This window comes from Streptomyces sp. DSM 106670, from assembly GCF_055792845.1.
This window is the reverse complement of record NZ_CM147704.1, coordinates 3,416,627-3,440,498: the sequence shown is the minus strand read 5'-3', so window position 1 is coordinate 3,440,498 and position 23,872 is coordinate 3,416,627. Positions and strand designations below refer to the sequence as shown.

The following is a 23,872-nucleotide window of genomic DNA, read 5'->3' as shown; positions in this document are numbered from 1 at the left end:
TCGGAGTCTGATACACGGAGAAATGGGAGGCGGCCTAGTGGACGCGGGACTCAAGCGCGAGCTGGAGGAGAAGGTCCGGGCCGGCGAGCGGCTGACCCGCGAGGACGGGGTCGCCCTCTACGAGTCCGACGACCTGGCGTGGCTGGGCGGTCTTGCGCACGAGGTGCGGACGCGCAAGAACGGCGACGTGGTGCACTTCAACGTCAACCGCCACCTCAACATGACGAACGTGTGCACCGCCTCGTGCGCGTACTGCTCCTTCCAGCGCAAGCCGGGCGAGAAGGACGCGTACACGATGCGCATCGAGGAGGCCGTCCGGCTCGCCAAGGCGATGGAGAACGAGAACCTCACCGAGCTCCACATCGTCAACGGACTCCACCCGACCCTCCCGTGGCGCTACTACCCGCGCTCGCTCAGCGCGCTGAAGGAAGCCCTGCCGGACGTGGCGCTGAAGGCGTTCACGGCGACGGAGATCCACCACTTCGAGACGATCTCCGGCCTCTCGGCCTCCGAGATCCTCGACGAGCTGATCGATGCCGGTCTCGAATCGCTGACCGGCGGCGGCGCGGAGATCTTCGACTGGGAGGTCCGCCAGCACATCGTCGACCACCGCACCCACTGGGAGGACTGGTCGCGCATCCACCGCCTCGCGCACGAGAAGGGGCTCAAGACCCCGGCGACGATGCTGTACGGGCACATCGAGGAGCCCCGTCACCGCGTCGACCACGTGCTGCGGCTGCGGGAGATGCAGGACGAGACCGGCGGCTTCCAGGTCTTCATCCCGCTGCGCTACCAGCACGACTTCGTGGACATGAAGGACGGCAAGGTCCGCAACAAGCTCCAGGCGCGCACCACGATGGCGACCGGCGCCGAGGCGCTGAAGACCTTCGCGGTCTCCCGGCTGCTCTTCGACAACGTGCCGCACGTCAAGGTGTTCTGGGTGATGCACGGGGTGCAGACCGCCCAGCTCGCGCTGCAGCACGGCGCGGACGACATGGACGGCTCGGTCGTCGAGTACAAGATCACGCACGACGCGGACGACTTCGGTACGCCGAACAAGCTCGGCCGCGAGGATCTGCTGGACCTGATCCGCGACGCCGGTTTCCGGCCGGTCGAGCGGAACACCCGGTACGAGATCCTGCGCGAGTACCCGGGGCCGGAGGCCGACCGGCGCGAGTCGCCGCAGCCGATGCGCGTCTGACCGCGTCCGACGCGCTTTCCGTGTCCCGTGTGAGCCCCGGCCGCCGTCCCCGGCCGGGGCTTTCTCATGTTCCGGACAGGGTTGAGCCGGTCGGTAGGTAATAGTTACTCTTGCCTAATGGCGCTTACATTCGAGCTGGATCCCTCGTTCACCCCCGCCCTCCGCGACGGCATCACCACGCTGTGGGCGGACGTCACCAACGCGGGCGGGGCCGTCGGCTTCGTCGCGCCCGTCACGCCCGAGGAGACCCGGCCCGACCTGCTCAAGCACCTCGCCGCCATGGAGCGGGGCCGGGTGAGGCTGCTGGTCGGCCGGGACGAGGACGGCTCCGTCGCCGCCACCGCCTTCCTCAGCCTCAACGACCACCGGCTGCTCCAGCACTGGCTGATGCTCTACACCGTGATGGTCCACCCCCGCCTCCAGGGCTGGGGGTACGGCCGCGACCTCATGGCGGCCGCCGCCGACGCCGCGCGCTCCATCGAGGGCATCGAGGCCATCCGGCTCACCTGCCGGGGCGGCACCGGCGCCGACCGCTTCTACACCGCCTGCGGCTACAAGGAGGTCGGCCGCGTTCCGGACGCCATCCGGGTCGCGCCCGGCGACGACCGCGACGACATCATCATGCTGCTTCCGCTGGGAGCCCCGGCAACCCCCTGAACCGAGAGAATTCGGGCCATGCTTCACTGGACGGGCAGAAGCATGCCGAGAGTCCAGGGGAAGAGAGGCCAGCCGTGTCCGCTGCCAAGCCGAGCGCGATGATCCGGTACACCGCGTTGCGCCTGTTGATCTTCGTCGGCTGCTTCTTCGTCGCCGGTGTGGCCGTCCACTTCGGGCTGATCCCCGCCGGTCTCGGCGGCTCCAACATGGTCTGGGTGATCCTCCTCGGCCTCGTCCTCTCCGCCCCGCTCAGCTATGTGCTGCTGCGCAGGCAGCGCGACGAGCTGTCCGAGCAGATCGTCTCCACGGTCGACCGGACCAAGGCACGCCTCGACGCCAACCGCACCCGCGAGGACGCCGTTCAGTAAGGTTCCTCACACGCGCGCCGCGCGTCTCCTTCTCTTCCGCCGGACCCCGTACCGGAGCGAACCGCTCCGGTACGGGGTTCTCGGCGTTTTCCGGCCAGGTGCACCGGCCGCAGGGCCGCCCGTGAGCCAAAGAAAAGCTTTGAGGTTCCCAAAGTTCAAGTGTTAACGTATTCGACATGAAGACAGCTGTGCGCATCCGCCATGCCGCGAGCATCCCGCTCGTGGCGCGCCTGCATGTCGATCTCTGCCGCTGTATGTCCGCGGTCTGTTGCCGCAAGGTCTGATACGGCATCATGCAGCGGCGCCGCCCCCGACGCGGGCGCCGCGACCCCGTCCCCGTTCCACCGCACGACCGTACGGACTGCCTCCGTGCGTCCCGATGCGTCCTTAACTGGAGTGTGTCCGTGTCCGCGAATCCCGCGTCCGCCGCCCCCGAGGCCGAGCAGCCGTCCACCGGCTCCGGCCCCGGTTTCCGCATACCCAAGGTTCCGTTCTGGGCCCAGATCGTCGCCGGTCTGGTGCTCGGTGTGCTGCTCGGCTGGCTGGCCCGCAGCCAGGAGATCGGCTGGCTCGTCACCACCCTCGACGAGATCGGCTCGCTCTTCGTCCAGCTGCTGAAGCTGGCCGTCGCCCCGCTGGTCTTCTTCGCGATCCTCGTGTCGATCACCAACCTGCGCCAGGTCAACAACGCCGCCCGGCTGGCGACCCGCACCCTGCTCTGGTTCATGATCACCTCGCTGATCGCGGTCGCCATCGGCCTCACGATCGGCCTGGTCACCAACCCGGGCTCCGGCACCGGCCTCACGCCGAAGGACGGCAAGCTCTCCGAGACCAAGGGCAGCTGGATCGACTTCCTGACCGGCATCGTCCCGGACAGCGTGATCACGCCGTTCACCGAGCTGAACGTGCTCCAGATCGTCTTCATGGCCGCCGTCGCCGGTGTCGCCGCGCTCAAGCTCGGCGAGAAGGCCAAGCCGATCCTCACCCTCAGCCAGTCGGTCCTGGAGCTGCTCCAGAAGGCCCTGTGGTGGGTCATCCGGCTGGCCCCGATCGGCACCGTCGGCCTCATCGGCTACGCCATCGCCGACTACGGCTGGGACCTCATCGGCAAGTACGCGACGTTCACCGCCGACGTCTACATCGGCTGCGCCATCGTGCTGTTCGGCGTCTACCCGCTGCTCCTGGCCACCGTCGCCAAGGTCAGCCCGCTCCAGTTCTTCAAGGGCGCCTGGCCCGCGATCCAGCTCGCCTTCGTCTCCCGCTCCTCGGTCGGCACCATGCCGGTCACCCAGAAGGTCACCGAGCGCCTCGGCGTTCCGAAGGAGTACACCTCCTTCGCCGTCCCGTTCGGCGCGACCACCAAGATGGACGGCTGCGCCGCGATCTACCCGGCGCTGGCGGCGATCTTCATCGCGCAGATCTTCGACGTGCAGCTGGGCATCGGCGACTACCTTCTGATCGCCTTCGTCTCGGTGATCGGTTCGGCGGCCACCGCCGGTCTCACCGGCGCGACGGTCATGCTGACCCTCACCCTGTCCACGCTGGGCCTCCCGCTGGAGGGCGTCGGCCTGCTGATGGCCATCGACCCGATCCTGGACATGATCCGTACCGCCACCAACGTGGCCGGTCAGGCGGTCGTCCCGGTCATCGTCGCGGCCCGCGAGAAGATCCTCGACCACGACAAGTACAACTCGGCCTCGGCCTCCCCGATCGACGCCTTCGGCGACACCGACCAGGACGAGGTGCGCGACGCGGAGCCCAAGGGCGCGGTGCCGGTCACCGCGTAACCCCGCACTTCGCACTCCGCACTTCGCGGGTCGGCGCCCCCGGGCCTCGTACGTTTCCGTACGGGCCCGGGGGTGCCGTTGTGCGTGCCGTCTGTGCTCGTCCGTGCTCGTCCGTGCTTGCCCGTCAGGGGTTCTGGAAGAGGACCTCGGGGTTGGCCGGGGTCGGGCCGTTCAGCAGCCGGGCGGGCCGGCCGCGCAGGCTCCGGTCGAAGAAGGCGGTCACATAGCTCCTGGTGATCGTGGTCGAACGGGCCGCGGAGAGCGTCGCGTCCGGGTCCGGGTCCTCGATGCCCAGCTGCTCACCGATCTCCGGGGTGTCGGTGAAGGTGAAGTGCCCGGAGTCGCGCACCGTCAGCCACCGCTTCCAGCCGTTCAGCCGGTCCCAGCCGTCGTCCCAGGACGTGTCGCCCGCGCCGGGTCCGTGCCCGGGGTCGGTGCCCAGCATCAGGAACGGCCGCCCGTCCAGCCCCTCGGCGGGCACCGGGGCGAAGAACGTGCCGTCCATGTTGACGCCCGCGTCCACCCGGCGGTCGGCGGCCATGGTGGAGGCGGCCGCGTTGCCCCCGATGGAGTGGCCCGCCATGCCGACCCGGTGCGGGTCGATCGTCCGGGCGTGCCGCCACGCCGGGTGCGGGCCGGTCAGCCGGTCCAGCAGGAACGAGAAGTCGGCGGCCCGCCCGGTGGCGACGGAGGCCAGCACCGCGCGCCGCGCGGCGTCGTCGGGCTGCGCGGCCACCCGGTCGCAGGCGGCACAGGTCAGGACCTGCCCGTCGGGCAGCTCCGTACCGGTCGACTCGTACGGATGGTCCGCCGTCGCCACGACGTAACCCCGGCTCGCCAGCTCCTCCGCGAGCCCGGTCAGTGTGGCCCGGGGCGTGCCGAAGCCGGGCGAGAGCAGGACCAGCGGGAAGCGCCCGGGTGCGGGACGGGCGGCGTTACGGGCATGGGCGCGGGTCGCGCCGAGGACGTCGGCCGGCACGACGTCCTCCAGACCGCGCTGCGCGAGCATCAGCCGCGCCTCTTCCGTCGTCATGTACGGGACCGGGTCACCGCCGCTGCCGGGGCGGGCCGGGTAGTGCAGCGACACCAGCAACCGGCGCGGCCCGGCGGCCGGCACCCACGGGTCGGGGCGCGCGTGGTCGGTCAGGAACAGGGTGTCGCGGCCGGTGGCGTACGGGCCGGTGGGGCGGGGCAGCGAAGCCGGCCCGGCCGCCTGATCTCCGGGTGCGGAGGCGGTGGTTAAGGCGGCGGGCGGGGCCGAGGCCGGGTGCGGGCCGGACGCCGCGGCGGGTGCGGCCGTCCCGGCGAGGGCGGCCAGCGCGGTCAGGGCGAGGGCCGCGGCGGTCGCTGCGGCCATGGCCGGTCGGTTGCTGCGAGCGAAGATCGTCATGCCCGCAACGCTAGGCGGCGGCACGCTCCGCCCGCATCGGACGCCGGGTGGAGCCGGTGTCGGACCAGGGGAGGACGGCGACCGCCGGGCGGGGGAGGGCGGCGACTGCCCGGCGGCGGGGAGGGCGGACGCGATTCCGGCATCGATACCGGGGGGCGTACGTGCCGTTCGGGACGGGCGATTTCGGCCAGTGAAGCAGGTATTGCCGCACTGTTTCTGGTGGTTCGTCGCCATCCGCTCGACCGGTACCGGCCACCCCTGCGTGGTCCAGACCATTGACTTGGGCTGCCCCCTCCTCCTACCGTGACCGTTGCCCGGGGCCGAGGTCGCGGGGGAGGCCGGAACGCTTCGCTGCCGCCCCCTGCGCTGCTTTCTGACGACCCGTCGGCAACTGCGTCCGGTGCTGCCCGCCGTCCTCGGCGGTGCCGTCACCAACGGTCGGCACACAGGGGAGCACCGCACATGATCGGTACGGCCGGCGAAACCGGGGCGGACACTTACGACAGTGCCGACGCGGGCCAGGGGGGCGGCGAGAGGCTGCCGTTGAGCCCGGCGCAGGAACGCCTCTGGTTCCTCCAGCAGTTGGAGCCCGACGACGCCTCGTACAACATCCCGCTCGTGCTCCGGCTGACCGGCGCGCTCTCCGAACCGGCGCTGCGCGCCGCGTTCGACGGGACCGCCGCCCGGCACGAGGCCCTGCGCACCCGCTTCCCGGACCTGGACGGCCGGCCCGCCGCGCTCGTCGGGCCGCCCGCGCCCGTGCCCGTCGAAAGCATCGACCTGCGCGGCCGCCCCACGGACGCGGCCCGGCTGCTGGCGGAGCGGACCAACGCCGCCTTCGACCTCGCGCGGGGGCCGCTGCTGCGGGTGAGCCTGCTGCGCACGGACGAGGACGAGCATCTGCTGTGCCTCGTCCTCCACCACATCGTCGCCGACGGCTGGTCGCTGAACCTGCTGCGCGCCGAGCTGGCCACCCGCTACGCCGCGCACCTCGAAGGCCGCGCCATCGCTCTGCCCGAGCTGCTCCCGTACACCCAATACGCGCGCAGGGAACGCGAGTTCGCCGAGGGTGCCGAGGGCTCCGAAGCGGAGGCCGCGCTCGCCCACTGGCGGGATCGGCTCGCGGGCGCGCCGGTGCTCGATCTGCGGCCGACGGTGGCGGAGGGGGCCGGGGTCACCGGCGGGGCGTTCCACACCCGGCGGATCGCCGGGGCGGGCGCGGCGGTCGACGCACTGGCCCGGCAGAAGCGGTGCACGCCGTTCATGGTGCTGCTCGCCGCCTACCAGGTCCTGCTGCACCGCTGGACCCGGCAGGACGACTTCTGCGTCGGGGTGCCGGCGGCCGGCCGGAACGAGCCCGAACTCGAAGAGCTGATCGGCTACTTCTCCACCACGCTCGTGCTGCGCGCCGAGCTCGCCGGTTCGCCGTCCTTCGGCGAGCTCCTGCGGCGCGTCCGCCGGTCCGCGCTGGCCGGATTCACCCACGACCGCGTGCCGTTCGAGCGGCTCATCGACGAGCTGGGCATCGAGCGCCGCCTGGGCGTCAGCCCGCTCTTCCAGACCCTGCTGACCGTCCACACCCAGGACGAACAGGGCGGCGGCGAACGGGACTTCGCGGGGCTGCGGTGTGCCGACGTCGACGGCGGTCACGCGGCCGGGAAGTTCGAGGTGATGCTCGACCTGCGCCGTGAGGGCGACGACCTGATCGCGGTGTTCGGCTACCGCACCGACCTCTACGACGACGCCTGGGTCACCCGGTTCGCCCGGCACTTCGAGACGCTGCTGCGCGGTGCGCTGGCCGACCCGGACACGCCGGTGTCCGAACTGCCGCTCCTCGCACGGTCCGAGGTGGACGAGCTGCTGGCCCTGGGCACCGGGGCGGAGGTCCCGGCGGCCGACACCGAGGCGCTGCCCGCCGCCCTGGGCCGCGCGGCCGAGACGTACGGCGACCGGACGGCGGTGCGCGACGCGTCGGGCGAGCAGCCGGGCGAGCGGTCGGGCGAGCAGTCGGGAAAGCGGTCGGGGGAGCTGACGTACCGGGGTCTGTGGGCGGCGGCCGGGGCGCTCGCGGTGCGGCTGCGGGAGGCGGGCGTACGGGGCGGGGACGTCGTCGGCGTCCTGCTGCCGCGCGGCACGCGGGCGGTCACCGCGATGCTGGCCGCCTGGCGGGCGGGCGCGGCCTATCTGCCGCTGGACCCCGCCTACCCGGCGGCCCGCCTGGAGTTCATGGTCGCGGACACCGGCGTACGCGTGGTCGTGGCGGACCCGGACGGGACCGGGGCCGGGGCCATCGGTGCGGGCCTCGCCGGGCGGGTCACCGTGCTCGCGCCGGACGGCCCGGACGGAACCGGCGTGCCCGACGCGCGCTGGGAGGCGGGCCCGGACGACCCCGCGTACGTCATCCACACCTCCGGCTCCACCGGAACGCCCAAGGGCGTCGTCGTCCCGCACCGCGCGCTGGCCGCCCGGGTCGGCTGGATGCGGGAGAACTACGGCATCACGGCGGACGACGAGGTGCTCCAGTTCGCCTCCCTGAGCTTCGACACCCACGCCGAGGAGATCTACCCGGCGCTCACCGCCGGAGCCCGCCTGGTCGTCGCCGGATCCGACAGCACCCTGCCGGACCACCTCCGGCTCGCCGCCGCCGGAGGGGGCCGCGGACCCACCGTCCTGGACCTGCCCACGCCGTACTGGCACGAGCTCGTCGACGACCTCGACGCGATCGCCCGGCCGCCGGGTCTGCGGCTGCTGATCCTCGGCGCGGACCAGGTGCAGCAGCGCGCGGTCGCCGCCTGGCGGGCCCGCTTCGGCGACACCGTGCGGGTGGTCAACTCCTACGGCCCCACCGAGACCACCGTCATCGCCGCCACCGCCGAACTCGGCCGCGCCGACGCGGTCCACCGCCCGCCCATCGGCAGCCCGGTCGGCGGCACCACGCTCACCGTCTGCGACGCGCTGGGCCGGCTCATGCCGTACGGAGCGCCCGGCGAACTCCTCGTGGGCGGCGCGGGGGTGACGTACGGCTACGGCGGCAGGCCCGGGGCCACCGCGCGGGCCTTCGTGCCCGATCCGTACGGCCCGCCGGGCGCCCGCCGCTACCGCACCGGCGACCTGGTCCGGTGGCGGGCGGACGGGCGGCTGGAGTTCCTCGGCCGCATCGACGACCAGGTCAAGGTGCGCGGCTTCCGCGTCGAGCCCGGCGAGGTGGAGACCGCGCTGCTGGCCCTGGACGGAGTCGGCCGGGCCGTGGTGACCGTACGGGACGAGGCGCTGGTCGGATACGTGGTGCCGGAACGGGACGGCGGTGACCGTCCGGACGACCGGAGAAGCGGCGGCAACCGTCCCGAAGGCCGCCATCCCGAAGCCTCGGGAAGCGGTGGGCAGCGGCTCACGGCGGGGGCTCTGCGCGCCGCTCTGGCCGCCGTGCTCCCCGCCCACCTGGTCCCGAACTCCCTGGTCGTCCTGGACGCCCTGCCGCTGACCCCGAACGGCAAGGTGGACCGCCGCGCCCTGCCCGCGCCCGAGCAGCGGCCCGACCTCGGACCCGGTTACGTGGCCCCGCGCACCGATGCGGAGGGGCTCGTCGCCGAGGTGTGGACCGAGGTGCTGGGCCTGGACCGGGTCGGCGCGCTGGACGACTTCTTCGACCTCGGCGGCCACTCGCTCCTGGCCACCCGCGTCGTCGCCCGGATCCGGGCGGCCGCCGGTCTGTCGGTGCCGCTGCGGGCGCTGTTCGCCCACCGCACCGTCGAGGCGTTCGCGGTCGCGGTGGAGGACCTGCTGCTGGCGGAGATCGAAGCGCTGAGCGACGAGGACGCCGAGCAACTGCTCGCGGCCGAGTCCGGCCCGGAGAGAAACGGAACGACCACGGCATGAGCAGCACCGAGGCACACCCGACGGACGGCACCCGGGACGGCGACGCGCGACCCGGTGGCAGGCCCGCCGCCCCGCTCTCCGACGCCAAGCGCGCCCTGCTCGCCCAGCGGCTGCGCGGCCGCGCCCGCCCCGTGCAGGCCGTGCCGAGGCGTCCCGAATCCACCGTGCCGCCGCTCTCCTTCGCGCAGGAACGCCTGTGGTTCATGGAGCAGTTCGCGCCCGGCACCGCCGCGTACAACATCCCGGTCGCCCGCCGGCTGCGCGGACCGCTGGACCGCCCCGCCCTGCAACGGGCGCTCGACGCGGTGATCGCCCGCCACGAGACCCTGCGCTCCCGCTATCCGGCCACCGACGACGGCCGCCCGGTCCTGGAGATCGCCGCACCCGCCCCGTTCGGCCTGCGTACCGCCGACGCGGACGACGAGGAGCACGCGGCCCGGCTCGTCGACGAACTCGGAGCCCTGCCCTTCGACCTGGTCACCGGCCCGCTGATCAACGGCCTGCTGGTCCGCATCGCCGACGACGACCACGTCCTCCTCCTCGTCGTGCACCACAGCGTCAGCGACGGCTGGTCCAGCGAGGTGCTGGTCTCCGAGGTGCTGCGCGGCTACACCGCGTACGCGACCGGCGGACCGGACCCGCTCACCGAACTGCCCGTCCAGTACGGCGACTTCGCGCTCTGGCAGCGCGACCGGCTGACCGGCGGCCGACTGGCCGAGGAAGTCGCGTACTGGGCCGGCGAGCTGTCCGGCGTCCGGCCGCTGGAGCTGCCGACGGCCCGGCCGCGACCCGAGCGCCAGACCTTCGACGGCGCGGGGTTCGGCTTCGACATCGACCGGGATCTCCTCGACCGGCTCACCGCCCTCGGCAAGCAGCACGGCGCGACCGTCCACATGGTGCTGCTCGCCGCGTTCCAGCTGGTGCTGTCCCGGTTCTCCGGGCAGCGGGACTTCGCCGTCGGCTCGCCGGTGGCCGGGCGTCCGGAGCCCGAACTCGAAGGTCTCGTCGGGATGTTCGTCAACGTCCTGGCGCTCAGGGCCCGGCTGGACGGCGACCCGACCTTCGCCGAACTCCTCGGCCGGACCCGGGAGACCTGCCTGGAGGCGTACGCCCACCAGGAGCTGCCGTTCGCCCAGCTGGTGTCCGAGCTGAACGTCGAACGGGACGTGACGCGTTCACCGGTGTTCCAGGCGGTCCTGGCGATCCAGAACTACGCCGCTGCCGCCCCACAGGAAGAACTCGCCCTGGAGGTCGAGCCGTTCGGGCTGCGCGCCGCCGGGACCCGGTTCGACCTGGAGCTGTTCCTGATGGAGTGGCCCGGCGGGCTGCGCGGTGCGTTCAACTACAACACCGACCTCTTCGACGAGTCCGGCATCGCCCGGATCGCCGACAGCCTCGGCCGCCTGCTGCACGCCGTCGCCGACCGGCCCGGCCTGCCGGTCTCCGCGCACGACGTCCTGGATCCCGTCGAGCGGACCCGGATGCTCGACACGTGGAACGACACGGCCGTCGCCCTCCCGGACGACGCGACCCTGACCGGCCTCGTCGCCGAGCAGATCGCCCGTACGCCGGACGCCGTCGCCGTCGGCTTCGGCGGCGAGACGCTGACGTACGCCGAACTGGACCGGGCCGCCGAGCGGATCGCGCGGCGGCTGGCCCGCGAAGGCGTCGGCCCCGGAAGCCTGGTGGCGGTCAGCGCCGAGCGCTCGCCCGACCTGCTCCCGGGCCTCCTCGGCGTCCTCAGGACCGGTGCCGCCTACACCCCGCTCGACCCCGAATACCCCGCCGAGCGACTGGCGTTCATGCTCGCGGACAGCGGTGCGGAGGTGCTTCTCACCCAGCGCCGGGTGCCGGTGCCCGAAGGGTGCGCGGCGCGCGTCCTGCTGCTGGACGACCCGGCGGAGTGGGACGGCGACGACGACGGCCCCGGCGACAGCTCCGGCGGCGACGGCGTACGCCCCGTGGGTCCCGCCGCCGACGACCTCGCGTACATGATCTACACCTCCGGCTCCACCGGCCGACCCAAGGGAGTGCCCAACACCCACCGGGCCATCGTCAACAGGCTGCTGTGGATGGCCCGTACGTACGGCCTCACGCCGGCCGACGCCGTCCTCCAGAAGACGCCGACCGGCTTCGACGTCTCGGTCTGGGAGCTGTTCCTGCCGCTGATCACCGGGGCCAGGGTGGTCGTCGCGCAGCCCGGCGGGCACAAGGACGCCGCGCATCTGCGCGACACCATCGCCGAACACGGCGTCACCGTCGCGCACTTCGTGCCCGCGATGCTCGACGTGTTCCTCGCCGAGGACGACGTGGAGCGCTGCACCACCCTGCGCCGGGTCGTGTGCAGCGGCGAGGAGCTGGCCCCGCACACCGCCCGCGCGTTCACCGCCCGGCTGCCGCACTGCGCGCTCGCCAACCTGTACGGGCCGACCGAGGCGGCCGTCGACGTGACCAGCTGGGAGTGCGCGGGCGACCTCGCCGTCGTGCCGATCGGCGCACCGGTCGACAACACCCGGCTGTACGTCCTCGACGCCGACCTGCGCCCGGTCCCCGTCGGCACGCCCGGCGAACTCCACATCGGCGGCGTCCAGGTCTCCGTCGGCTACCACCGCAGACCCGGCCTGACCGCCGCACGCTATGTCCCCGACCCCTTCGGCCCGCCCGGCGCCCGCCTCTACCGCACCGGAGACCTGGCCCGGTGGCGGGCGGACGGCCAGCTGGAGCACCTGGGCCGGATCGACCAGCAGGTCAAGATCCGGGGCCTGCGCATCGAACCCGGCGAGATCGAGGCCGCGCTCCGCGCCGAGGAGGGCATCGCCGCCGCGGCCGTGATCGTCCGCGAGGACAACCCGGGCGACAAGCGCCTGGTGGCGTACGTGGTGCGCGCGGCGGACGCGGACACCGGCCCGAAGCACCCAGGAAGCCCGGACGCGGACACCGATCTCGACCCCGCCCTCCTGCGCACCGCCCTGCGCCGCACCCTCCCCGACTACATGGTCCCGGCCGCCTTCGTCACCCTCGACGCCCTCCCGCTCACCCCCAACGGCAAGCTCGACCGCCGCGCCCTGCCCGCGCCGCAGGCCCGCCGTACCGGTGGCGCGATGGCCGCGCCGGAGACCGCCACCCAACAGGTGCTGGCCGAGATCTGGGCCGAGATCCTGAATCTGCCCGAAGTCGGCGTCGACGACGACTTCTTCGACCTCGGCGGCCACTCGCTGCTCGCCACCCAGGTCATCGCCCGCGCCCGCAGACGCCTGCCGGAGGCCGGAGCGCGGCCGGTCAGCGTCATGGACCTGTTCACCTCCCGTACGGTCCGTGAACTCGCCGCCCTGGCCGACCTGGACGAGTCCGAGCGCGGCCCGCGCCACCTGCTCCACCGGCTCACCCGCCCCACGCCGCCCGCCGAGCGCACCCTCTCCTTCGTCTGTGTCCCGTACGGCGGCGGCAGCGCGGTCGTCTACCAGCCGGTCGCCGACGAACTGCCCGCCGGATACGACCTGTGGTCCGTGGCCATCCCGGGCCACGACATGGGCGTCACGGAGGAACACCTGGCCTTCGACGAGCTGGCCGGGAAGATCGCCGACGAGATACGCGAACGGGTCGACGGACCGGTCGCGCTGTACGGGCACTGCGCCGTCGGCAGCGCGCTGACCGTCGCCGTCGCCCGGCTCCTCGAAGGGGCGGACCGGGAGGTGGAGGCCGTCTACATCGGGGCCCAGTTCCCGTTCGCCCGGCCGCGCGGCCGGGTACTGGGCCTGCTGAGCCGGATCTCCGCGCTGGACCCGCTGCTCAGCGACCGCGTCTACTTCACCTGGCTGCGCTCCATGGGGGCCGAGGTCGGCGACCTCGACGAAGCCCAGATGAAGTTCATGATCGGCAACATGCGCGCCGACTCCCGCGCGGCGGAGGAGTACTTCACCGAGGTGCTGGCCGAGGTCGAGGCGGGCGGGGCGCTGCTGCGGGCCCCGGTGATCTCGGTGATCGGCAACCGCGATCCGGCGACTGACTTCCACCAGGAGCGCTACCGCGAATGGCAGATGCTCGCGGAGCGTTCGGCGCTGGCGGTCCTGGACGAGGGCGGTCACTTCTTCCTCAAGTACCGGGCCCGGGAGCTCGTCGAGATCGTCACGCGCACGCACGCGGCGGTCGCGGCCGGTCCGGAGGCCGTACGGGAGCTGCCGCAGGAGGCGGACGACGGGTCGTGGTGGTTCCACGAGGTGAGCGGGAAGGGCGGGAAGGGCGGGGAGCGGACCGAGGCCGCCGCCGCCGGCACGGCGCACCAGAACGGGGCGCTGGAGAAGACCGAGGAGGTCGCGCAGGCCGGGCAGGTCGCCGACGCCGGGCCGCCGCCCGGCATGGGCCGCTTCCTGGCCGTCGCCTTCGGGCAGCTGCTCTCCATCACCGGCTCCGCGCTCACCGAGTTCGCCCTGCCGGTGTGGATCTACATGGAGACCGGCTCGATGGGCAAGTACGCCCTCTACGCCGTCATCGGCATGCTGCCCGGCATCCTCGTCGGACCGCTGGCCGGAGCCGTCGTCGACCGGCTCGATCGCCGCCGGGTCATGCTCACCAGCGACGTGGTCGCCGGCTCCACCCAGGCGGCGCTGCTCACGCTCCTGCTGAGCGGCAACCTCGCCTCCTGGCACATTTACGTCCTGCTCGGCGTGCTGTCGGTCGCGCTCACCTTCCAACGGCTCGCGTACGCCTCCTCCGTACCGCAGCTGGTGCCCAAGCAGTACCTCGGTCACGCCAACGGCATCACGCAAATGGCCTTCGGTTTCGCGCAGTTCATCGTTCCGCTGGCGGCGGTGGCGCTGATGGCCGGAATCGGGCTGAAGGGCATCCTCATCCTCGACGTCGTCAGCTACACCATCGCCATCGGCGTGCTGTCGTTCGTGAAGTTCCCGAAGACACTGCCGTGGACGCGGCGGGAGTCGCTGGTCGCGGAGATCAAGCACGGCTTCGCCCACTCCTGGCGCAACCGGGGCTTCCGGGCCATGCTCCTGTGGTTCGCGGCGCTGAACATCTTCCTGTCCCCACTGTTCCTGCTGGTCACGCCCTTGGTGCTGTCGTTCGACTCGCTGGAGGCGGTGGCCCGGATCTCGGTGGCCGGAGGGGCGGGCGCGATTCTCGGCGGCATCGCGATGGGCTTCTGGGGCGGCCCGAAGCGCAACCGGATGCGCGGCATGCTGGGCCTGGCCGGGCTGCTCGCGGTGGCCTGTGCGCTGGTCGGGGTCCGGGCGGACCTGTGGATCATCGGGGTCGGCGCGTTCGGGATGTCCTGCGCGCTGTCGATGGTGAACGGCGTCTACACGACGATCGTCCAGATCAAGGTCCCGCAGCGGTTCCACGGCCGGGTGTTCGCGCTGAACACGCTGGTCGCCTGGTCCACCCTGCCGATCGGGCACGGGATCATCGCGCCGGTCGGCTCGTCGGTCTTCGGCCCGATGTTCGAGGACGGCGGTTCGCTGACCTCGACGGTCGGAGCCCTCATCGGTACGGGGCCGGGGCGCGGGATCGGGTTCATGTACCTGCTGTTCGGCGCGGCCATGCTGGCCCTGGTGGTGATCGGCCTCCGGCTGCCGGTGCTGGCCCGCTTCGACCTCGATGTCCCGGACGCGTTGCCGGACGACCTGGTCGGCATCCAGGAGCGCGAACGCCGGGAGCGGGAGGCGCGGGAGGTGCGGGAGCCGCGGGACCTGGTGGACACGCAGTCCGCACAGGGCACACGGTCCGCAGAGGACACACGGTCCGCACAGGACACGCAGGACGCCGAGGCCATCCTGGAGGACGTCCGATGACCACCGCCCCGCGCAGCCTTCCCGCCCTGCTCGGCCACCGGGCCGCCGCCGACCCCGGCCGCACCGCGCTGATCTGCGGCCCTCGCACCCTGACCTTCGGCGCGTGGCACGAGCGGGCCGAGGCGCTCGCCGCCGGGCTGCGGAGCCGGGGCCTCGGGCCGGGGGCGCGGGTCGTGCTCCGCTACGGCAGCGGCGACTGGATCGCGTACGCCGTCGCGTACTGCGGTGTCCTGCGCGCCGGTTGTGTCGCCGTACCGCTCTCGGACCGGCAGTCCCCGGCGACCGCCGCCCACGTCCTCGCGGACAGCGGGGCCACGGCCGTACTGCGCCCGTCCGGGGCGGATCTGCCCTCCGGCCTGCTCCCGCCAGGAGTGTGGTCGGCCACGGCGGAGGAGATCGAGGCGGCGGAAGCCGCATGGTCCGGTGCCGAGCCGCTCGCCGAGCCCGGCCCCGCCCCCCTCGCCGAGCCGCTCGCGGAGCCGGACCCCGCCGACCTCGCCCAGATCCTCTACACCTCCGGCACCACCGGCAGGCCCAAGGGCGTCACCGCCACCCACGGCAATCTGGCGTACGGCTGCACGCTCGACGAACGCCGCCGTCCGCTCCGGCACTCCCGCCACTTCCTGCACGCCTTCCCCGTCGGCACCAACGCAGGGCAGACGATGCTGGTCAACGCCCTCGACTCCGCCGCCACCGCCGTGGCCGCACCGCAGTTCACCCCGGGACGGTTCGCGCGGCTCATCGAGGAGTACGGGGTCGGCAGCGTGTTCCTGGTGCCGGCGATGGCCATCGAACTGCTCGGCTCCGAGGCCGCCCGCCGGTACGCCACCGACAGCGTCCGGCTCGTCGGCTCGACCGCCGCCGCCCTCCCCGGGCCCGTCGCCCTCGGCCTCGCCCGCGCCTTCCCGCGCGCCCAGGTCGTCAACTACTACACCTCCACCGAGGCCGCCCCCGCCCAGATCACCCTGCTCTTCGACCCCGACCGCCCCGACTCCCCGGGCCGCCCCGCCTCCCTGCGCGACCTGCGGATCACCGCCCCCGACGGGACCCCGCTGCCGCCCGGCGAACCGGGCGAGGTCCGGCTCCGCACCCCGGCCGCACCCCGTGCCTACCTCGGTGAGGACGCCGCCCGGTCGGAGGTCTTCCAGGGGCACTGGGTGCGGATGGGCGACCTCGGGCGGCTGGACGAGGACGGGTATCTGCAGCTGCTCGACCGGGAGCGGGACGTCATCAAGTCCGGTGCGTACAAGGTCTCCACGCTCCAGGTGGAGGACGCGCTGCACGCCCATCCGGCGGTGGCGGACGCGGCGGCGTTCGGTGTTCCGCACCCCGTCCTGGGCGCGGTCGTAGCCGCCGTGGTCGTGCCGCGCGGCGAGCTGACCGTGCCGGAGCTGCGGACCTTCCTGCTCGACCGGCTGGCGGCCCACGAACTCCCGGCCCGCCTGCTGTTCCGCCCCTTCCTGCCGCGCAACGAGGGCGGCAAGATCCTCAAGCGCGAGCTGCGCCCGCTCCTGGACGACGAGGCCCTGCGATGACGAACACGACGACGTCCCCCTCTCCTTCCGTTTCCGCTTCCTCTTCCCCCGAACGCGCCCTCGGCCCGGCCCAGCACGGGATGTGGGTCACCGAACAGGTGCTGCGGCCCGGCGCGGCGCATCACCTCGCGGTGACCGCACGGTTCGCCGTACCGCCCGATCCGGCCGCGCTCGACGCCGGCTGCGCCCGCCTGCTCGCACGGCATCCGGTACTGGCGTCGCGGCTGGACCCGGAGGGCCCCGCGCTCGCTCCGGCCACCGGCCGCGCACCCGAACTCCGCCGGCTGACCTGCGCGCCGGACGAACTCGACGCGCTCCTCGCGCAGGAGAGCGCCCGGCCCTTCGACCTGGCCGCCGGTCCGCTCGTACGGTTCGCGCTCGTGACGGCCGGGGACGACAGCCCGGTGCTGCACGCCGTGGTCCACCACCTGGTGTTCGACGGCACGTCGAAGGACGTCCTGCTCGCGGAGATCCTCGGCGCGGAGACGACCGCCGGCCTGCCGCCGGACGAGCCCGCCGAGCCGACAGCCGAAGAGGCTGCCGCAGCAGCGGAGTTCTGGGCCGGCCGCTGGTCCGACCCGGCCGCGCCTGTGCTCCCCGGCCTCCCGCCCTCCGTACGCGACACCACCGCTCCGGCACCGGGCTCCGCCGTCCCCTTCACGCTCGACGGCCCGCTCCACGCCCGGATCACCGACACCGCGCGGTCGCTCGGCGTCACCCGCTTCGAACTGCTCCTGGCGCTCTGGCACACGCTGCTGTTCCGCTACGGCGACCGAGCACCCGTCACCGCGCTGGAACTCTCCACCAGACGCCCGGGAAGTCCCGACCACGTCGGCCTGTACGTCAACGAGCTGCCGCTCTTCAGCCGGCCCGGCCCGGACCGGCCGTTCGCCGACTTCGTCCGGGACGTCCGCGCCGAGCTGCGGGCCCTCTACGACCACCGCACGGTCCCGCTCGGCCGTGCCGTGCGAGGCGGCCTCACCCCGCGCACCGCGCTCACCCCGCTCTCGGTCAGCTACCGCCGCCGCACCGGCCGGGAGGTGAGAGAAGCACCGGACGTCGCCGTGGACTGGATCGGCTTCACGCACTCCGTCCGCAATCTGGCGCACCTCCAGCTCGTGGAGGGGCCGGACGGGGTGGACGGCTCGTTGCAGTACCGCACCGACGCCTTCGCGCCCGGCGCGCCCGCCCGGATCGTCGGGCACTTCCGCACCCTGCTCGAAGCGGTGCTCACCGCGCCGGACACCCGACTCGCCGACCTGCCGTTGCTGGCGGGCGACGAGCTGGACCGGGCGCTGTACGCGGGCAACGGCACGCCCCCGGCCCGCTCGGCGGACGCCACGGTGTGGGCGATGTTCACGGAACGGGCGGCGGCGACCCCGTCCGCCGTGGCCGTGGTCACGCCGGACGGAACAGAGCTCTCCTACGCTGAACTCCACGCGGCCGCAGAGGCTTTCGCGGACCGGCTGGCCGCCGAGGGCATCGGGCCCGGTGATCTCGTGGGCGTCCAGGTGGCACGATCGGCGGGCGAACTGACCGCCGTGCTCGGTACGTTGGCGGCGGGCGCGGCCTACGTACCGCTGGATCCCGGCTATCCGGCCGACCGGCTCGCCTTCGTCCGCGCGGACGCGCGCCTGGCCGCACTGGTCGTCGAAGGACCCGCGCCGGACGGACTGCCCGACGGCCTCCCGGTGCTGTCCCCGGAGCACGGGGTGTGCCCGGGGCGCGAGGCGTCCCCGGAGGGCCGGGGGGCTCCCGTACCGCCGCGCGACCGGGCCACCGCTCCGGCCGCCGGGGATCCCGCGTATGTCCTCTACACCTCCGGCTCCACCGGCCGGCCCAAGGGCGTCGAGGTGCCGCACAGTGCGCTCGCCAACCTCCTGGGCGCGCTGGCCGACCGGCTGGCGGCGGGGCCGCAGGACCGCTGGCTGGGGCTGACCTCGCTGTCCTTCGACATCTCCACCGTGGAACTGCTGCTGCCGCTGACCGCCGGAGCCCGCGTCGTCCTCGTCCCGGAGGAGCGGCAGCGCGACGGCGCGGCGCTGCTGAAGCTGATCGAGGCCCATGACGTCACCCATGTCCAGGCCACGCCGAGCAGCTGGCGGCTGATGCTGGCCGCCGGTCTGCACCGCCCGGGTCTCGTCGGCCTGGCGGGAGGCGAGGCGCTGCCGGAGCCGCTGGCGGCCGAACTGGGCCGATCCGTCGGCAGGTTGATCAATGTCTACGGGCCGACCGAGACCACCGTCTGGTCCACCCTGGCCGAGCTCGGCCCCGGCGACCCGGTCACGATCGGACGGCCGCTGGCCGCCACCCGGGCGTACGTCCTCGACGCGCGCGGCCGGCCCGTACCGGACGACATCCCCGGCGAACTGCACCTCGGCGGCGCGGGCTTGGCCCACGGCTACCGGGGCCGCCCCGGGCTGACCGCCCAGCGCTTCGTGCCGGATCCATGGGGGCCGCCGGGCTCGCGGATGTACCGCACGGGTGACCTGGTGCGCCGACTGCCGGACGGGCGGCTGGAGTTCGCCGGGCGCGTCGACACGCAGATCAAACTGCGCGGCCACCGCATCGAACTGGGCGAGATCGAGGCCCGGCTGGCCGAACACCCCTCGGTGTCCCAGGCGGTCGTGGTCCTGGACCGGGTGGACGACGCCGAGGGGACCGGGGAGGCCGGGGAGGCGGGCCAGGACCGGCTGGTGGCGTACGTCGTCGGAGCCGGGCAGGAGGCCCCGGCCGCCGACGGACTGCGCGCCCACCTCGCCCGTACGCTCCCCGCCGCGATGGTCCCCGCCACCTGGGTCCCGCTGTCCGCGCTGCCGCTCACCCCGAACGGCAAGGTGGACCGGGCCCGGCTGCCGCAGGCCCCGAGGACCCGGCCGGAGACCGCCGGGACCGCCGAGACGGCTGAGACCGTCGCTGCCGAGGCGGCCGGTGCACCGCCGGCCGGAGCCGCCGCCGTGGTGCGCGACATCTGGCAGGAGGTGCTGCGGCTCGACGACATCGGCCCGGACGAGGACCTCTTCGACCTCGGCGGCCACTCGCTGACGATCACCGCCATCGCCGCCCGGATCCGCAAGCGGCTCGGCGTCGAGGTGCCCCTCGACGTCTTCTTCGACACCCCGACGCTCGCCGAGGTCTCGGCCGTGGTGAGCGAGCTCCAGCAGCAGGAGGAGAGCAGCGATGAGTGACGCAACCGCGTACCAGGTGGTCGTCAACGACGAGGAGCAGCACGCGCTGTGGCCCGCCAGGACCGATCCGCCGGCCGGCTGGCGGGCGGAGGGCTTCTCCGGGTCCGAGGAGGAGTGCATGGCCCATGTCGACCGGGTCTGGACGGACATCCGCCCGCTCGGCCTGCGCCGCCGTCTCACCGAGCAGGGCCGGTGACGGCCCCGGCCGCCGCCGGGGCCGCGCTGCGGGCGCGGGTCGCCGCGCTGGTGTCCCGCGCCACCGACGGCGAGGTGACCGAGGCCGAACTGCTCGCCGAGGGCGTCTCGTTGACCGCTCTCGGGGTGACGTCGCTGGCGCTTCTCCGGCTGATCGATGCGGTGGAGGAGGAGTTCGGGATCTTCCTCGACCTCGACGGGCCGTTCCGCTTCCTGGACGACCTCGACGGCCTGGTCGGCCATCTGGCCGGGCTGGGCGTGGAACCGGGCGGCGGCGACCATGGCTGAGACCGCGCTGGAAGCAACCCCCACCGGCACCCGCACCGCCACCGCGCCCCCCACCGGCGCCCCCGCCTTTGCCGGCTCTGCCGGCTCTGCCGGAGAGACCATCCCCACCGAGGTGAGCTTCCGTGGTGAGCGGTCCGGGACGGCCCCGCTCACCTGGGGCCAGCGGGCCATCTGGCACGCGATCCGCCGCACCGCGCCGAACGACCACTACTTCAACATCGGCCGCGTCCTGCCGCTGGCCGACCGGGGCCGCCCCGCCACGGTCGCCGCGACGCTGGACGCGCTGGCCCGGCTCATCGAGCGGCACGAGGCGTTGCGGACCCGGCTCGTACCGGCGGCGGCGGACGGCGAACCGGCGCAGTGCCTCGCGGCCACCGGGTCGCTGCCCGTGACGATCGCCCCGGCCACCGGGCTGCCGGAGGCGGCGGCCGAGGCGGAGGCGCTCCTCGACGGGCTGTCCGCCACCCGCTTCGACTACCCGGCCGAATGGCCGCTGCGCGCCGCCCTGGTCACCGTCGGCGACCGGGTCACCCATGCCGTGCTGGTGCTGTGCCACCTCGCCGCCGACGGGCACGCCGCCGAGGTCCTCGTACGCGATCTGCGGCTGCTGGTCCGGCGCGGCTCGGCCGGGCGGCCGCCCGCCACCACCCCGCTGGACCTGGCCCGCGACCAGCACGCCGAGCGCGGGCGGCGGCGTGGCGCGGCGGCCCTGGCGCACTGGGAGGCGGGCTTTCGGGCCGCGCCGCCGACGATGTTCCCCGAGCCGTGCGCGGAACCCCGCAGCCCGCGCTTCTGGACCGGGCGGATCGTGTCGCCCGCCCTGGCCCGCGCGGTCGGCGCGGTCGCCGCCGCGCACGGGGTCAGCGGCTCCACCGTGCTGCTCACCGCGTCGGCCGCGCTGGTGGCCGCCGGGGAGGGGCACCGTACGGCGGCCGTGATGCCGATCGTCGGCAACCGCACCGCCGGGGCCCTGCGCGACCTGGTCTCCACGCTGTCGCAGGACGGCCTGTTCGTCCTCGACCTGGCGGGGTCCGAAGGGAAGCACGACGACGGGGACGGAGACGGGAAGGGCGACGGGGAGGGGGCCGGGGAAGAGACCGGGGCGGCCCGGTTCACGGACCTCCTTCCCGCCGCCCACCGTGCGGCCCTGCGTGCCTACCGGGCCGCCGTGTACGACCCGGTGGAGTGGGACGCGCTCGGCGAGCGGCTGCACGCGGAGTACGGGAGCGAGGTGCACCCGTACTGCTGCTTCAACGACATGCGGCTGGTCGAACGGCCCGTGTCCGAAGGCCCCCGGCCGACCGCGCGGGAGCTGGCGGAGGAGCTGACGGAGGCCCGGCGGCGGACCGCCTTCGGTTTCCCCGCCACCCAGGACCGGGTGGCGTGCCGCTACTGCCTGCACATCACCGAGGAGGGCGACGCGCTGGCGGTCTCGCTGACCGCCGACACCGCGTATCTGCCGCCGGAGGCGATCCGCGCGCACCTGTACGCGATGGAGGAGCTGATCGTCACGAGCGCGGCGGGCGGCCCGCCGCTTGTCGCGGAGCTCCGCGCGCTGCTGGAGACGGCGGAGGGGGACCGGCCATGACCACCGGCGAACCGTTGCGGGCCTGGGCCGACCGGACCTCCTGCGTCCAGGGCGGCCGGCTCGCCTTCCACTTGACGGGGGCGGACCGGTCGACGGACGTCCGGGTCCGCGTCTTCGACGGGGTGAGCGAGGAACTGCTCCTCACGGCTGCGGCGACCGGCCCCGGCTGGACTCTGGACGTCCCGCCGGAGTGGCCCAGTTCGCTCTGCCGCGCCGTCTTCGACGTACCGGGCGAGGACCGGCCGACGACCGACGAGGCCGAGCACGAGGTGTGGTTCGTCGTCCGGGCGGCCCGCCCCGGCACGGCCTCCCGGATCCTCGTCACGGTCCCGTTCGCCACCTGGCGGGCGTACACCCACGCCGGGCAGCCGCACCGGGGCCTCTACTACTCCGAGCAGCCCCACCGCGCCGCCCGGGTCTCCTTCGCCTCGCCCGGCGGCGGGCCACCGCCCGAGCGCTGGGAGGAAGGGCTGCTGCGCTGGCTGCCGACGGCCGGCCGGCCGGTGGACTTCTGTTCCGGCCTGGACCTGCACGGCGGCGACGAACTCCTCTCCCACTACCGCCTGCTGGTCGTCAACGGCCATGACGAGTACTGGTCGATGGAGATGCGCGACAGCGTCGAGGCGTTCGCGCGGCGCGGCGGCAACGTGGCCTTCTTCGCCGCCAACACCGCCTGGTGGCAGATGCGGCTGGAGGACGACGGCCGCACCATGGTCTGCCACCGGGACGCGCTCACCGACCCGATGACGGCGACCGACCCGCGCCGGACCACCGTCGAGTGGTCCAGCTCGCCCGTGGACCGCCCGGAGAACACGATGACGGGCCTCAGCTTCCGCCGGGGCGCGGGAGCGTGGGGCGAGGGCATGGCGGTGATGCGCAAGGACGCCTACACGGCCCGGTTCGCCGGGCACTGGGCCTTCGCCGGTACGGGGCTGGCGGACGGCGAACCCTTCGCGCGCGGCGCGCTCGGCTACGAGACGGACGCCTGCGACCTGGAGTGGACCGGCGAGGTGCCGCGGGCGACGGGCGTGGACGGGACACCGGGCTCGTTCGTCGTCCTCGCCACCGCGGATCTGCGGCACTGGCGGGAGTACGGGCAGGGCGGCGCGGCGACGATGGGCGTCTTCCGGCTCGGCGCGGGCACGGTGTTCAACGCGGGCACGATCAACTGGGGCAGCGTCCTGGCGGACGACCCGGTCGCGGACCGCATCACCCGCAACGTCCTGGACCGGCTCGGCGGGGCGGCCCCCGGCGACGGCTGGGAGGCGGCCGGAGACCCGGACGACGTGCATGCGCTGGCCGTCTGCGCGAACACCCTGTTCGGCGTCGACGGCCGGGGCCGGCTGCTGTGCCGGGAGCCGTCCGGGCAGAACCTGCCGTGGCGGCCGGCCGGGCACGCTCCCGGGGTGCGGGCGCTGGCCTCGGCGCGCGAGGCGTCCGGCGGGCTGCCGCTGGAGCTGTACGCGGCGACGGAGGACGGCCGGCTGCTGCGCCGCGCCCCGGTGCCGGGGCCGGTGCCGGGGGCGCGGGAGTGGGTGGAGGCCGGGACGGTGCCGGCCGGCACGACCGCGCTGGCCCTCTGTGACGCGGGGATCTTCGCCGTGACCCCGCACGACGACAGGCTCCACCATCTCTCCGCGCTCGCGCTCGACGAGCCGTGGCAGGTGCTGGGGGACGCGGGCGGGGCGGTCGCGCTGACCACGCTGAACAGCAGGCTCTGGGCGGTCACCGCCGACGGCCGGCTGCGTACCCGTCTCCCGGCGGGCCCGGCGGACGGCCCCGCCGCCTTCACGGACAGCGGTGTGCCGGGCCCTTCCCCGGTCACCGGCCACCCGGGCGTCTGCACGGGGCTCGCGGGGCGCGCCGGGAGCCTGTACGCGGCCGTCGCCGGAGGCCCGCTGCTGCTGTGCGCGCGGCCCGCCGTACCGCCCGGCTGATCGGCTTCCGGCACGACGCCGGGCCGCCCGCCGCCGTAGTGTGGGCGGGGAGCAGGGCAGT

13 protein-coding genes are annotated in these 23,872 nt (G+C 73.8%); 12 read left to right on the top strand and 1 reads right to left on the bottom strand.

Annotation, left to right across the window (positions count from 1 at the left end):
• Positions 1-37 precede the first annotated feature (37 nt).
• The 4 genes from mqnE to ACSMXR_RS15125 all read left to right on the top strand — a co-directional run bounded on the left by mqnE (position 38) and on the right by ACSMXR_RS15125 (position 4,013).
• The gene (gene mqnE / locus ACSMXR_RS15140; RefSeq protein ID WP_218526574.1) at positions 38-1,201 is read left to right on the top strand and encodes an aminofutalosine synthase MqnE; all 1,164 of its coding nucleotides are present in this window, start codon (positions 38-40) and stop codon (positions 1,199-1,201) included.
• 117 nt (positions 1,202-1,318) lie between these two features.
• Positions 1,319-1,858, top strand: coding sequence for a GNAT family N-acetyltransferase (locus ACSMXR_RS15135; RefSeq protein ID WP_473172101.1), 540 nt, complete (start codon positions 1,319-1,321; stop codon positions 1,856-1,858).
• Between the two features lie 74 nt (positions 1,859-1,932).
• The gene (locus tag ACSMXR_RS15130; RefSeq protein ID WP_137234177.1) at positions 1,933-2,226 is read left to right on the top strand and encodes a DUF4229 domain-containing protein; all 294 of its coding nucleotides are present in this window, start codon (positions 1,933-1,935) and stop codon (positions 2,224-2,226) included.
• 404 nt (positions 2,227-2,630) lie between these two features.
• Positions 2,631-4,013, top strand: a complete 1,383-nt coding sequence (locus ACSMXR_RS15125) for a dicarboxylate/amino acid:cation symporter (protein WP_137234176.1) — start codon at positions 2,631-2,633, stop codon at positions 4,011-4,013.
• 124 nt (positions 4,014-4,137) lie between these two features.
• On the opposite strand, the gene ACSMXR_RS15120 is transcribed toward ACSMXR_RS15125, so the two are convergent.
• The gene (locus tag ACSMXR_RS15120) at positions 4,138-5,403 is read right to left on the bottom strand and encodes an alpha/beta hydrolase family protein (RefSeq protein ID WP_473172100.1); all 1,266 of its coding nucleotides are present in this window, start codon (positions 5,401-5,403) and stop codon (positions 4,138-4,140) included.
• Positions 5,404-5,865: 462 nt separating this feature from the next.
• Here ACSMXR_RS15120 and ACSMXR_RS15115 point away from each other — a divergent pair, with 462 nt between their 5' ends.
• From ACSMXR_RS15115 to ACSMXR_RS15080, 8 genes are read left to right on the top strand one after another with little or no spacing between them, the layout of a single operon-like run.
• Positions 5,866-9,279: an amino acid adenylation domain-containing protein gene (locus tag ACSMXR_RS15115; RefSeq protein ID WP_473172099.1), complete on the top strand. Its 3,414-nt coding sequence runs from the start codon at positions 5,866-5,868 to the stop codon at positions 9,277-9,279.
• Positions 9,276-15,080 (top strand): amino acid adenylation domain-containing protein, encoded by a 5,805-nt coding sequence (locus ACSMXR_RS15110; RefSeq protein WP_473172098.1) that lies wholly within the window; start codon positions 9,276-9,278, stop codon positions 15,078-15,080. The genes ACSMXR_RS15115 and ACSMXR_RS15110 overlap by 4 nt, the downstream gene beginning before the upstream one ends.
• A complete protein-coding gene (locus ACSMXR_RS15105; RefSeq protein WP_473172097.1) occupies positions 15,077-16,615 on the top strand; it encodes a class I adenylate-forming enzyme family protein in 1,539 nt (512 codons plus the stop codon). The genes ACSMXR_RS15110 and ACSMXR_RS15105 overlap by 4 nt, the downstream gene beginning before the upstream one ends.
• Entirely contained in the window at positions 16,612-19,803 is a 3,192-nt protein-coding gene (locus ACSMXR_RS15100) for a non-ribosomal peptide synthetase (RefSeq protein WP_473172096.1), read from the top strand. Before ACSMXR_RS15105 ends, ACSMXR_RS15100 begins: the two co-directional genes overlap by 4 nt.
• A complete protein-coding gene (locus ACSMXR_RS15095; RefSeq protein ID WP_137234170.1) occupies positions 19,796-19,999 on the top strand; it encodes an MbtH family protein in 204 nt (67 codons plus the stop codon). The genes ACSMXR_RS15100 and ACSMXR_RS15095 overlap by 8 nt, the downstream gene beginning before the upstream one ends.
• On the top strand, positions 19,996-20,286 hold the full coding sequence (locus tag ACSMXR_RS15090; RefSeq protein WP_364889712.1) for a phosphopantetheine-binding protein: 291 nt from the start codon (positions 19,996-19,998) through the stop codon (positions 20,284-20,286). Before ACSMXR_RS15095 ends, ACSMXR_RS15090 begins: the two co-directional genes overlap by 4 nt.
• On the top strand, positions 20,279-21,874 hold the full coding sequence (locus ACSMXR_RS15085; RefSeq protein ID WP_473172095.1) for a condensation domain-containing protein: 1,596 nt from the start codon (positions 20,279-20,281) through the stop codon (positions 21,872-21,874). The genes ACSMXR_RS15090 and ACSMXR_RS15085 overlap by 8 nt, the downstream gene beginning before the upstream one ends.
• The gene (locus ACSMXR_RS15080) at positions 21,871-23,811 is read left to right on the top strand and encodes a N,N-dimethylformamidase beta subunit family domain-containing protein (RefSeq protein WP_473172094.1); all 1,941 of its coding nucleotides are present in this window, start codon (positions 21,871-21,873) and stop codon (positions 23,809-23,811) included. The genes ACSMXR_RS15085 and ACSMXR_RS15080 overlap by 4 nt, the downstream gene beginning before the upstream one ends.
• Positions 23,812-23,872 lie beyond the last annotated feature (61 nt).

Coding starts and splice junctions, on each gene's coding strand:
- ACSMXR_RS15080 (WP_473172094.1), top strand. CDS start 21,871: ATGACCACCGGCGAACCGTTGCGGGCCTGGGCCGACCGGACCTCCTGC.
- ACSMXR_RS15085 (WP_473172095.1), top strand. CDS start 20,279: ATGGCTGAGACCGCGCTGGAAGCAACCCCCACCGGCACCCGCACCGCC.
- ACSMXR_RS15110 (WP_473172098.1), top strand. CDS start 9,276: ATGAGCAGCACCGAGGCACACCCGACGGACGGCACCCGGGACGGCGAC.
- ACSMXR_RS15095 (WP_137234170.1), top strand. CDS start 19,796: ATGAGTGACGCAACCGCGTACCAGGTGGTCGTCAACGACGAGGAGCAG.
- ACSMXR_RS15100 (WP_473172096.1), top strand. CDS start 16,612: ATGACGAACACGACGACGTCCCCCTCTCCTTCCGTTTCCGCTTCCTCT.
- ACSMXR_RS15135 (WP_473172101.1), top strand. CDS start 1,319: ATGGCGCTTACATTCGAGCTGGATCCCTCGTTCACCCCCGCCCTCCGC.
- ACSMXR_RS15115 (WP_473172099.1), top strand. CDS start 5,866: ATGATCGGTACGGCCGGCGAAACCGGGGCGGACACTTACGACAGTGCC.
- ACSMXR_RS15105 (WP_473172097.1), top strand. CDS start 15,077: ATGACCACCGCCCCGCGCAGCCTTCCCGCCCTGCTCGGCCACCGGGCC.
- ACSMXR_RS15120 (WP_473172100.1), bottom strand. CDS start 5,403: ATGACGATCTTCGCTCGCAGCAACCGACCGGCCATGGCCGCAGCGACC.